Annotated in this window: 9 protein-coding genes; 3 read left to right on the forward strand and 6 right to left on the reverse strand. The window is 69.0% G+C overall.

The genetic code is table 11. The features are described 5' to 3' along the window. Positions 1-624: a TetR/AcrR family transcriptional regulator gene (locus tag ACZ4WH_RS18090; protein WP_468181461.1), complete on the reverse strand. Its 624-nt coding sequence runs from the start codon at positions 622-624 to the stop codon at positions 1-3. 185 nt (positions 625-809) lie between these two features. On the opposite strand from ACZ4WH_RS18090, the gene ACZ4WH_RS18095 reads away from it, so the two are divergent. Then, positions 810-2360: an MFS transporter gene (locus tag ACZ4WH_RS18095; protein ID WP_468181464.1), complete on the forward strand. Its 1551-nt coding sequence runs from the start codon at positions 810-812 to the stop codon at positions 2358-2360. Between the two features lie 380 nt (positions 2361-2740). Here the strand turns inward: ACZ4WH_RS18095 and ACZ4WH_RS18100 are convergent, their stop codons facing one another. The 3 genes from ACZ4WH_RS18100 to ACZ4WH_RS18110 all read right to left on the reverse strand — a co-directional run bounded on the left by ACZ4WH_RS18100 (position 2741) and on the right by ACZ4WH_RS18110 (position 5071). Continuing rightward, complete coding sequence (locus ACZ4WH_RS18100; protein ID WP_468181466.1) at positions 2741-3646, reverse strand: ADP-ribosylglycohydrolase family protein; 906 nt, start codon at positions 3644-3646, stop codon at positions 2741-2743. 12 nt (positions 3647-3658) lie between these two features. Beyond that, the gene (locus ACZ4WH_RS18105; RefSeq protein ID WP_468181469.1) at positions 3659-4318 is read right to left on the reverse strand and encodes a histidine phosphatase family protein; all 660 of its coding nucleotides are present in this window, start codon (positions 4316-4318) and stop codon (positions 3659-3661) included. Positions 4319-4465: 147 nt separating this feature from the next. Beyond that, the gene (locus ACZ4WH_RS18110) at positions 4466-5071 is read right to left on the reverse strand and encodes a YdbC family protein (protein ID WP_468181471.1); all 606 of its coding nucleotides are present in this window, start codon (positions 5069-5071) and stop codon (positions 4466-4468) included. A gap of 156 nt (positions 5072-5227) precedes the next feature. Between ACZ4WH_RS18110 and ACZ4WH_RS18115 the strand changes: the two genes are divergently transcribed. Next, on the forward strand, positions 5228-5761 hold the full coding sequence (locus ACZ4WH_RS18115; RefSeq protein WP_468181473.1) for a TerD family protein: 534 nt from the start codon (positions 5228-5230) through the stop codon (positions 5759-5761). A 71-nt stretch (positions 5762-5832) separates the two neighbouring features. On the opposite strand, the gene ACZ4WH_RS18120 is transcribed toward ACZ4WH_RS18115, so the two are convergent. Both ACZ4WH_RS18120 and nrdR read right to left on the reverse strand, forming a co-directional pair. Further along, complete coding sequence (locus ACZ4WH_RS18120; RefSeq protein ID WP_468181475.1) at positions 5833-8718, reverse strand: vitamin B12-dependent ribonucleotide reductase; 2886 nt, start codon at positions 8716-8718, stop codon at positions 5833-5835. A gap of 165 nt (positions 8719-8883) precedes the next feature. Next, a complete protein-coding gene (gene nrdR, locus ACZ4WH_RS18125; RefSeq protein ID WP_468181477.1) occupies positions 8884-9432 on the reverse strand; it encodes a transcriptional regulator NrdR in 549 nt (182 codons plus the stop codon). Between the two features lie 563 nt (positions 9433-9995). Here nrdR and lexA point away from each other — a divergent pair. Further along, on the forward strand, positions 9996-10775 hold the full coding sequence (gene lexA, locus ACZ4WH_RS18130; RefSeq protein WP_468181479.1) for a transcriptional repressor LexA: 780 nt from the start codon (positions 9996-9998) through the stop codon (positions 10773-10775). The last annotated feature ends 247 nt before the right edge of the window (positions 10776-11022 follow it).

The following is an 11022-nucleotide window of genomic DNA, read 5'->3' on the forward strand; positions in this document are numbered from 1 at the left end:
TCAGGTCCCGTACGGCCGCAGCAGCGGGAGCATCAGATGGTCGATCATCTCTTCGAGATCCTGATCGTTCCATTCGCTCGCGCACATCTTCGACCGGTACATCATCATGGCCGGGACGGCATCGAAGACGTACCCGTTGGCCGCGTCCGGGCGGACCTCTCCTCGCCCTATTCCACGGGTGATGACCTCGCGGAGCAGCTTGACGGTCGGCTCCACCACGCTCCCGAAGATCACTCCCTCGAAGCGCTCGACTTGGACGTGATCGCATTCGTGAATGACCGAACGCAATGCGACGCCGGGCCGCGAGTACATGATCTGCCGCACCTGACGGCACAGAGTGAGCAGGTCCTCGCGGACACTCCCGAGGTCCGGGGCCTTTTCCACACGAGGCAGTCCGGAGACCAGGGCATCGGCGACCAGGTCCTCCTTGGAGGGCCAGCGGCGGTAGACCGCGGCCTTGCCGGTCTGGGCGCCGGCCGCGACGCCCTCCATGGTCAGGCCTTTCCAGCCGACCGTGCTGAGCTGCTCCAGAGCGGCATCGAGGATCGCGCGCTCCAACACCGCACCGCGCCGACGAGGGGAAGCCGTCCGGGCGGACGCGGCCGTCCAGCGCGAGGTAACCATCTGCGTTTCTCCAACATGCAAGGGAAGCGGGGATTCCGGGGGGAGTGGCGCCGCGTTGCAGCAACAGGGGGACGCGGGACGCGGCGCGCGATTAAGTGAACGCTTGCGTTCACTGTTGGGGACTCACTACCGTAGACGCGACAGTGAACGCGAGCGTTCACTAACGCCTTTATGGGGGACCCACAGTGACGACCTCTCAGTTGCTCAAGAACGATCAGAAACCGGGCGTGGCCCGCCGGGATGGACATCCCGGCATCGCACTCACCGTCATCGCGGCTTGCCAACTCATGGTGGTACTCGACGCGACGATTGTGAATATCGCGCTCCCGCACATTCAAGACGCACTCAAGTTCAGCACCACCGACCTGACTTGGGTGGTCAGCGCCTACACGCTCACGTTCGGCGGTCTGCTGCTGCTCGGGGCGCGAGCCGGTGACATCCTCGGCCGCCGACGGGTGTTCATGGCCGGCATCCTGCTGTTCACCTTCGCCTCGCTGCTGGGCGGTCTGGCTCAGGAACCCTGGCAACTGCTCGCCGCACGGGCCCTGCAAGGCGTGGGTGGCGCGATCGCGTCGCCCACCTCGCTGGCCCTGATCACCACGACCTTCCCCGAGGGACCCGAACGGAACCGGGCCTTCGGAGTGTTCGCCGCCGTCTCCGCGGGCGGTGGTGCCATCGGCCTGCTCGCCGGTGGCATGCTCACCGACTGGCTCGACTGGCGGTGGGTGCTGTTCGTCAACGTGCCCATCGGTGTGCTGATCGCCTCGCTCGCACCGCTGTACATCAACGAGTCCGAGCGGCATCCCGGACGCTTCGACCTCACCGGTGCCCTGACCTCCACGGTCGGCATGGCCTCGCTGGTGTACGGGTTCATACGCGCGGCCGAAGACGGCTGGCGGGACGGCCTCACCCTGGGCTCCTTCGGCGCGGCCGTGGTGCTCCTGTTCGCCTTCGTCCTCACCGAGATGCGGGCGAAGGAGCCCATCACACCGCTCAGGATGTTCGCCGACCGGAACCGCTGGGGCACGTACGTGATCATGCTGAGCCTGGCCGCGGCGATGTTCGGCATGTTCTTCTACATCGTGCTGTTCGTGCAGAACGTGCTCGGCTACAGCGCCATCAAGGCCGGTCTCGCCTTCCTTCCCGTGACCGCGGCCATCGCGGTCGGTGCGGGCCTGTCCCAGCGCTTCCTGCCGGTGCTCGGTCCCAAGCCGTTCATGATGGGCGGTTCCGCGCTGGTGGTGATCGGGCTGGCCTGGCAGACCTTCATCCGGCCCGACAGCACCTACGTGGGCGGGGTGCTGGGGCCCATGCTGGTGTTCGGCTTCGGCATGGGCCTGAACTTCGTGACGGCCACCGTGACCGCCGTGTCGGGTGTCGCCCCGCACGAGGTGGGAGCGGCTTCCGGACTGCTCAACGCGATGCAGCAGGTCGGTGGTTCGCTCGGGCTGTCCATCCTGACGACTGTCTTCGGGTCGGCCAGCACGGACGAGGCGAAGAGGCAACTGCCGAAGTTCCTCGCCGACGGCTCGCCGGAGCAGAAGGCGGAGTTCGCCAAGACGCACCAACTGCCCGCGCCCTGGGGTCACGACGTGCTCGCCCATGGCATCTCCACGGCCTTCATACCTGCCGCCGCGATGGCAGCGCTGGCCTTCCTCACCGCTTGGCTGGTGCTCAGGGTTCGCAAGGGCGACCTCGAGTCCCTCGCGGGCACGGCGGGGCCGCACCTCGGCTGATCCAGGCCGAGCCTCGCGAAGCCGCGGCCGACCGGACCGCCGCCGGGAAACAGCCGGCGCACGCGGGGGGCCGGTCGGCCGCACCACTGCCACCAGCGCCCTGGACAAGCCGAGAAACAGGACGACCAGAGCCGGGACCAGCACTGCCACCCGCACCCGCGAATCGATCGCCATCTCCCACCCCTCCGTCCCTCCTCGTCACGGCTCCGCCCACCCACCCGACCACAGACGCGGTGGACGGCGGATACCGGAAGAACGGGCGACGGTCACGGAGGGTTCCCGACGGACACGGAGAGTTTCTGTTCCGTCGCCACAGGGCCGCCGGAAGCAGTCGGGCGGAGTCAGACGGAAGCCGCAGGCCCCCGTGGGCCAGACGGCCGTCAGGCCCCCGTGGGGACCCAGTCCGGCAGTGCCTCGGTGTGCCGCACCCACTCGGCGGGCGGCGCCCCGGACTTGCCGGCGGCGAGCACGCCGCCCGCGATCGCGCAGGTCGTGTCGACGTCCCCGCCGACCTGAGCGGTGGTCCAGAACGCCGTCGCGTAGTCACCGAGAGAGCGCGCGGCGGACCAGAGGGCGAAGGGAACGGTGTCGTGGGCCGTCGTACGGCGCCCGCAGCCCAGGACGGCGGCGACGGTGGCGGGGTCGCCGTAGTCGAGCATGTCGCGGGCGCGGCGGAGGCCCTGGCCGACCGCGCTCTTCGGGACGAGTGCGATGACACCGTCGAGGAGTGCCTCGGGGGCGGGCGGGCCGTCCGGTGAGCCGGCCAGTGCCGCCGCGGCAGCCACGGCCATGGCCCCGACCACGGCTTCCCGGTGCTGGTGCGTCGTATAGGCCGAGATCTCCGCCTGGTGGGTCGCCTGCTCGGGATCGTCCGCGTACCAGGCGCCCAGCGGCGCGATCCGCATCGCGGCGCCGTTGCCCCAGGAACCCTGACCGTTGAAGAGTCCGGCGGCCAGCCGGCGCCAGTCCTCGCCCTCCCGGACCAGGCGCAGCAGCCGGTTGACCGCGGGGCCGTAGCCCCGGTCGAAGTCGTGGTGCTCGGCGAAGGAGCGGGCGAGCGCGTCCTGGTCGATGCGGTGATGGGCGGCGAGAACGGCGACCACGGAGCAGGCCATCTCGGTGTCGTCCGTCCACTGCCAGGGGCCCGCGGGCAACTCGCGGCGCTTCAGCAGCGGGTAGTTCACGGGAACGAAGAACTGGGAGCCCAGCGCGTCCCCCACGGCCAGTCCGCGCAGGCTCGCCAGGGCGCGTTCCAGGCGTACGAGGGAAGAGGAGTCAGCGGTCATCGCCCTGCCACTCTATCCGTTCGCCCAGTACGGCACCGGTTCCCGCCAGCGCTCGAAGGGCCGGTCGAGTGTGTACTTGCCGTCCTGTCCGAGAACGAGCATCCGCATCTCCGCGTTCCCGGGATTGGCCAGGGACTCGAATTCCGCGACCGTCCAGTGGAACCAGCGCATGCAGAACAGCCGCATCGCCAGCCCGTGGGTCACCAGAAGAACGTTCGGCGGGTGGTCGGGGGCCTCGAAGCTGCGGAACAGGCTCTCCAGGAAGCCGCCGACCCGGTCGTACACGTCGGCACCGGACTCGCCCTGCGGGAACCGGAAGAAGAAGTGGCCGTACGCGTCGCGGTAGGCCTTTTGCATGCGCACATCGTCGCGGTCCTGCCAGTTGCCCCAGTCCTGCTCGCGCAGTCTGGGTTCCTCGCGGACGCGTATGAGGTCGGGGTCGAGGTGGAAGGCGCGGAGGGTCTCGTGGGTGCGGCGGTACGGGGAGACGTACACGCTCACGCGTTCCCGGCCGAAGACCTCGCGGAGCCGCTTGCCGGTCTCCTCGGCCTGCCGCCAGCCGCGGTCGGTCAGCGCGAGGGCGTGGTCGGGCTCGCGCTCGTACACGGAGTCGTCGACGTTGCCCGTGGACTCGCCGTGCCGGACAAGGACGATGCGCCGTGGTCGTGCCATGCCAAAACCCTAGTTCGAACTGCGCGGAGTCGAGCACTCAGAGGGGCCCTGTACGGCGTAGGTCACACGCGTCCCGTGTCGGGGGCCGCTTCCGGACCCGCCGTATCGGGGCCTCGGGGCAGTGCGTTGGTTTGTCGAACCGACACATCAGACCGTCCATGTCGGCTCGAGGTCCACGATGTCACCGGAGAGCGCCGCGATGTCCGCCTCGGTCTGGGCACGCAGGGCGAGGCGCTCCACACGCTCCGTGCGGTACTTGCCGTGCTCGGCCGCCGACCGCCACATCGACAGGATGAGGAACTCCTGCTCGGCCGCCTCGCCGAACATGCCGCGGATCATGCCGGGCGAGCCCGCCATCGCGGGATTCCAGACCTTCTCCTGCATGAGCGTGAAATGCTCCACGCGCTCCTCATGGACCCGGCACAGGGCCACACGGATCAGATCGGCATCGGTGAACCGCGGCTCGAAGCCCGTCTTCACGTCGAAGCGGTACTCGAACAACTTGACCTGGGCGTCCTTGAACGTGCCGGACTGGGCGGCGGCCAGGCGGTCGTGGGAGCGGGCCATGAAGGAGTCGTAGAAGGCACGGCTCTCCCAGAAGGCGAAGGTGTGCGCCACACCCGCCCGCTGCCGGCTCCAGCCCCCGCCCTGTCCCCGAAAACCCGGCTCCCCCAGAAGCCCCGCCCATTTTCGCTGTCCCCGCTCGAACCCCCGGCGGTCCACCACGGTGCAGCGAATCCACTTGACCAGCACCGCGCCATCGTAAGGCCACCCGGCGTGGCGTCGGTCACGCTTCCGGCGGAGATCGCCCGCACACGTGCCCCCGCGCGCGTGGGACGATGGACGGCAAGGAACCCCGGCCGATGGGGAGTTGGGGTCGAGCGAGCCACAGGGGGAAGGGAAAGCCTGGTGACCGGCTTCAGCAAGGGAATCCGCAAGGTCGAGGTCGCGCTCAAGTGGGACCCCAGTCCGGCGGGTCGGCCGCCGACGGATCTGGACATCGTCGCGGCGACGTTCCTGTCGGGTGCCCCGTACGGGGATCCGGCCTATCTGGTGCATTTCGACAGCCGCTCGCCGGACGGCACGATCCTCCTCAACCGCGACAGCACGGACGGCAAGGGCTTCGGCTGGGACGAGGTCATGACGCTCGAACTGGACCGCCTCAGCGACCGCTACGCGCGCGTGGTGGTAGGTGTCGTCATCCAACAGCGGCCCGGGCACAAGACGTTCGCCCAGGTGCTGAATCCCGCCGTCCGCATCCGTGAGGGGTACACCGTGCTCGCCGAGGACGGCTTCGCGTCGGTCCTCGGGTCGACGGCCGCCACGATCGCCGAGTTCGTCCGGGACGGCTCGGAGGAGTGGACGTTCCGTCCCGGCGTGCGTGGCTTCGACGAGGACCCGGCCACCTTCACCCAGGTGATGGGCAGGGCACACCTGTCCTGACGGCCCGGTTCCGCAACGCGTAAGGGGCGCCGGCCATGGCCGGCGCCCCTTACTTCAGGAACGGCGTGTCATCAGCTGCAGCCGCTGGTCGAGCCGCAGCCCTCGCAGATGTAGCAGGAACCGGCCCGCTGCATCTTCGTACCGCAGGAGAAGCACAGCGGGGCGTCGGCCTGGATGCCCAGCTGCATCTCCACCAGCTCGGCGCTGGTGTGCGCCTGCCGCGGCGCGGGCTTGGCCGCCTCGGCCTCGGCCTTCGGCGTGGCGACCGCCTTCAGCTCCTGGGCGCGCGGCGCCGACTGGGCCAGGCCCTCGACGTCGACCTCGTCCTCGGCCGGCTCGTAGGAGCCGGTCTCCAGGTGCCGCTGACGCTCCTCGGCGGAGTGGATGCCGAGCGCGGAGCGGGTCTCGAAGGGCAGGAAGTCCAGTGCCAGGCGGCGGAAGATGTAGTCGACGATCGACTGCGCCATCCGCACGTCCGGGTCGTCCGTCATGCCGGCCGGCTCGAAGCGCATGTTGGTGAACTTCGAGACGTACGTCTCCAGCGGCACGCCGTACTGGAGGCCGACCGAGACGGCGATGGAGAAGGCGTCCATCATGCCCGCGAGGGTCGAGCCCTGCTTGGACATCTTCAGGAAGACCTCGCCGAGACCGTCGTCCGGGTAGGAGTTGGCCGTCATGTAGCCCTCGGCGCCGCCGACGGTGAAGGACGTGGTGATGCCGGGACGTCCCTTCGGGAGGCGCTTGCGGACCGGGCGGTACTCGACGACCTTCTCGACCTTGGGCTCGACGGCCGCGGTCTCCTCGGTCTTCTTCTCCGTCTCCTTCTTCTTGGCGGAGAGCGGCTGGCCGACCTTGCAGTTGTCGCGGTAGATCGCGAGTGCCTTGACGCCCAGCTTCCAGGCCTCGAAGTAGATCTCCTCGACCTCCTCGACGGTCGCCGTCTCCGGCATGTTGACCGTCTTGGAGATGGCGCCGGAGATCCACGGCTGGATCGCGGCCATCATGCGGACGTGGCCCATCGGGGAGATGGCGCGCTCGCCCATGGCGCAGTCGAACACCTCGTAGTGCTCGTGCCTGAGGCCGGGGGCGTCGATCACATTGCCGTTCTCGGCGATGTGGGCGACGATCGCCTCGATCTGCTCCTCCTGGTAGCCCAGGCGGCGCAGGGCCTGCGGGACGGTGCCGTTGACGATCTGCATCGAGCCGCCGCCGACGAGCTTCTTGAACTTCACCAGCGCCAGGTCGGGCTCGACACCGGTGGTGTCGCAGGACATGGCGAGGCCGATGGTGCCGGTCGGCGCGAGGACGGACGCCTGGGAGTTACGGAAACCGTTCTTCTCGCCGAGGCGCAGGACGTCCTGCCAGGCCTCCGTGGCGGCGGCCCACACCGGGGTGTCCAGGTCGTCCATGCGGACGGCCTTGCCGTTGGCGTCGGCGTGCTGCGTCATGACGCGGTTGTGGGCGTCGGCGTTGCGGGCGTAGCCGTCGTAGGTGCCGACGACCGCGGCCAGCTCGGCGGAGCGGCGGTAGGCCGTACCCGTCATCAGGGAGGTGATCGCGCCGGCCAGGGCGCGGCCGCCGTCGGAGTCGTAGGCGTGGCCGGTGGCCATCAGCAGGGCGCCCAGGTTGGCGTAGCCGATGCCGAGCTGGCGGAACGCGCGCGTGTTCTCGCCGATCTTCTGGGTCGGGAAGTCCGCGAAGCAGATCGAGATGTCCATCGCGGTGATGACCAGCTCGACGACCTTCTGGAAACGCTCGGTCTCGAAGGACTGGTTGCCCTTGCCGTCGTCCTTCAGGAACTTCATCAGGTTCAGCGAGGCCAGGTTGCAGGACGTGTTGTCCAGGTGCATGTACTCGCTGCACGGGTTCGACGCGGTGATCCGGCCGGACTCGGGGCAGGTGTGCCAGTTGTTGATGGTGTCGTCGTACTGGATGCCCGGGTCGGCGCAGGCCCAGGCGGCCTCGGCGATCTTGCGGAAGAGGGCCTTGGCCTCGACCTCTTCGATGACCTCGCCGGTCATGCGGGCGCGCAGACCGAACTTGTCGCCGTTCTCGACCGCCTTCATGAACTCGTCGTTCACACGGACCGAGTTGTTGGCGTTCTGGTACTGGACGGACGTGATGTCGTCGCCGCCCAGGTCCATGTCGAAGCCCGCGTCACGCAGGACGCGGATCTTCTCCTCCTCCTTGACCTTGGTTTCGATGAAGTCCTCGATGTCGGGGTGGTCGACGTCGAGCACGACCATCTTGGCGGCGCGGCGGGTGGCACCACCGGACTTGATGGTGCCGGCGGAGGCGTCGGCGCCGCGCATGAAGGAGACCGGGCCGGAGGCGTTGCCGCCGGAGGACAGCAGCTCCTTGGAGGAGCGGATGCGGGAGAGGTTCAGGCCGGCGCCGGAGCCGCCCTTGAAGATCATGCCCTCTTCCTTGTACCAGTCGAGGATCGACTCCATGGAGTCGTCGACGGACAGGATGAAGCAGGCGGACACCTGCTGGGGCTGCGGGGTGCCGACGTTGAACCAGACGGGGCTGTTGAAGCTGAAGATCTGGTGCAGGAGGGCGTAGGCCAGCTCGTGCTCGAAGATCTCGGCGTCGGCGGGCGAGGCGAAGTACTTGTAGTCCTCACCGGCCTTCCGGTACGTCTTCACGATGCGGTCGATCAGCTGCCTGAGACTGGTCTCGCGCTGCGGGGTGCCGACGGCGCCCCGGAAGTACTTGCTGGTGACGATGTTGACCGCGTTCACCGACCAGAAGTCGGGGAACTCGACGCCACGCTGCTCGAAGTTGACCGAGCCGTCGCGCCAGTTGGTCATGACGACGTCACGGCGCTCCCACGACACCTCGTCGTACGGGTGCACTCCGGGGGTGGTGTGGATGCGCTCGATCCGCAGTCCCTTGGTGACCTTGGCGCCCTTGGCTCGGGAACCTCGTGCCGGACCGCTCGCCGTCTCTGTCATGCCGCCTCCCTGTACGGGCAAAAACGCCCTGAAGTGCCCATTTGTTCCCATGGGCACGTGTTTCCGTCTTGCGTTGCGGGCACCCTCAGCTGCCGCCCGCAACAGGTCTTCGTTCGCCGCCTCCCGGCCGGAACCCGGGTCTCCTCCCGGCTTCCGGCCCTCCGGTCAGTCGGCGGCGCGGGCGGGCACGGGGACCTGAGTGGTCCCGCCGGGCCCGCGATCGTCTTCCTGGCTCCCTGCCGCGTCTTCCTCGTCCGCGGCGGGGCCTCCCGTCGCCTCCCTCAGTTCCGCGATGGCGGCCTCGAAGTCCTCGAGCGAGTCGAACGCCCGGTAGACGGAGGCGAACCGCAGATAGGCGACGAGGTCCAGCTCCTGCAACGGACCGAGTATGGCCAGACCCACGTCGTGGGTGGTCAGCTCGGCACTTCCGGTCGCACGCACCGCCTCCTCGACCCGCTGGCCGAGCTGGGCGAGCGCGTCCTCGGTGACAGGCCGCCCCTGGCACGCCTTGCGCACGCCGTTGATGACCTTGGTGCGACTGAAAGGCTCGGTGACTCCGGACCGCTTCACCACCATGAGCGAGCACGTCTCCACGGTCGTGAAACGACGGGAGCAGTCAGGACACTGGCGGCGCCTGCGGATGGACGTGCCGTCGTCGGTCGTACGACTGTCGACCACACGGCTGTCGGGATGCCTGCAGAAGGGGCAGTGCATGTTCTCCAACCCTCCTCACAGCAGACTCGTCAGCCTCGCCAGACCCAGGGGCCCCGCGAAGCAGCCCTAAGCATAGGCGATCGCCAAGCCGTCTCGGACCCGGGGGACCACAACTTCTGGGCTGCGGTAGCCATCCAACCACTAGATGTGGGGATTGACTCATACATCGAGGCAGAAACGCGTGTCGCGTGGGAAGAGCGACCCCGGGCACTGGCGGCGACCAGCGGGGACACGCGGGCGCCGAGCGGTGTCGCCGCGCCGCTTGCGGGGATACCGTGGGCGCCACAGGGAGGAGGCGTGGCACTCCCGCGCAGAAAGGGCCCCGGATCCCGGACTGTGGGATTCCGGATGGCAGACTGGGGCGCAGCCCACGAGGCGAGCACACCCCGGCGGTGAAGAGTACAACAATGGGCGCTTTTGTCCGCCAAGTGTCGCGTGAGCCATACACCCAGACACATGATCGCGTCAGGTGAAACGCACTTTTTCACTCGAACGTGTGTTTGGCGCAACCTTTCGAAAGCAACTACCGTTGTGCAGCAGGGAGACCATCGAGAGGGGCCGACGTGACCACCACCGCAGACAGTGCCACCATCACCGCCCAGGACCGCTCCTTGGGCCGAGTCGAGCCGGTACACGCGATGAACGAAGCCACGAATCCCGAGGGACAAAAGCGCTCCCTGCCGGGCCGACCTCCAGGCATCCGGGCGGACAGCTCCGGACTCACCGACCGGCAGCGCCGGGTGATCGAGGTCATCAGGGACTCCGTACAGCGGCGCGGTTACCCGCCGTCGATGCGGGAGATCGGCCAGGCCGTCGGCCTCTCCAGCACGTCGTCGGTCGCCCACCAGCTGATGGCCCTGGAGCGCAAGGGCTTCCTGCGCCGCGACCCGCACCGTCCGCGCGCTTACGAAGTGCGTGGATCCGACCAGGCCGTGACCGTCCAGCCCACGGACACCGCCGGCAAGCCCGCCGCGTCGTACGTCCCACTGGTTGGCCGCATCGCCGCCGGTGGTCCGATCCTCGCGGAGGAGTCCGTCGAGGACGTCTTCCCTCTCCCCCGCCAGCTCGTCGGTGACGGCGAACTGTTCGTCCTCAAGGTCGTCGGCGACTCCATGATCGAGGCCGCGATCTGCGACGGTGACTGGGTCACCGTGCGCCGCCAGCCGGTCGCCGAGAACGGCGACATCGTGGCCGCCATGCTCGACGGCGAAGCCACCGTCAAGCGCTTCAAGCGCGAGGACGGCCACGTGTGGCTCCTCCCGCACAACGCGGCCTACGAGCCGATCCCCGGCGACGACGCGACCATCCTCGGCAAGGTCGTCGCCGTGCTGCGCCGCGTGTGACGGCCGCGGCGGGCGGGCCGGCCGGCTCGCTCCCTGACCGGGCCCCGGAACCCCTGCGCCGGTTCCGGGGCCCTGCGTGTGTCCAGTGGCGCCGCGTGTGTTCCGTCCGGGACGCCAGTAGCGGCGGTGGGGTCCGTGGGGGCCGTTTCCCTCGCGGGGGGGGGGGGGGGGGGGGGGGGGGGGGGGGGGGGAGGGGGGCGGGGGGGGGGGGGGGGGGGGGGGGGGGGGGGGGGGGGGGGGGGGGGGG

The sequence above is a fragment of the Streptomyces sp. NPDC029138 genome, from assembly GCF_055564375.1.

Bases quoted from the DNA above. Each gene is read 5' to 3' on its own strand.
- ACZ4WH_RS18100 (WP_468181466.1), bottom strand. From the start codon at position 3,646: ATGACCGCTGACTCCTCTTCCCTCGTACGCCTGGAACGCGCCCTGGCG.
- ACZ4WH_RS18105 (WP_468181469.1), bottom strand. From the start codon at position 4,318: ATGGCACGACCACGGCGCATCGTCCTTGTCCGGCACGGCGAGTCCACG.
- ACZ4WH_RS18090 (WP_468181461.1), bottom strand. From the start codon at position 624: ATGGTTACCTCGCGCTGGACGGCCGCGTCCGCCCGGACGGCTTCCCCT.
- nrdR (WP_468181477.1), bottom strand. From the start codon at position 9,432: ATGCACTGCCCCTTCTGCAGGCATCCCGACAGCCGTGTGGTCGACAGT.
- ACZ4WH_RS18120 (WP_468181475.1), bottom strand. From the start codon at position 8,718: ATGACAGAGACGGCGAGCGGTCCGGCACGAGGTTCCCGAGCCAAGGGC.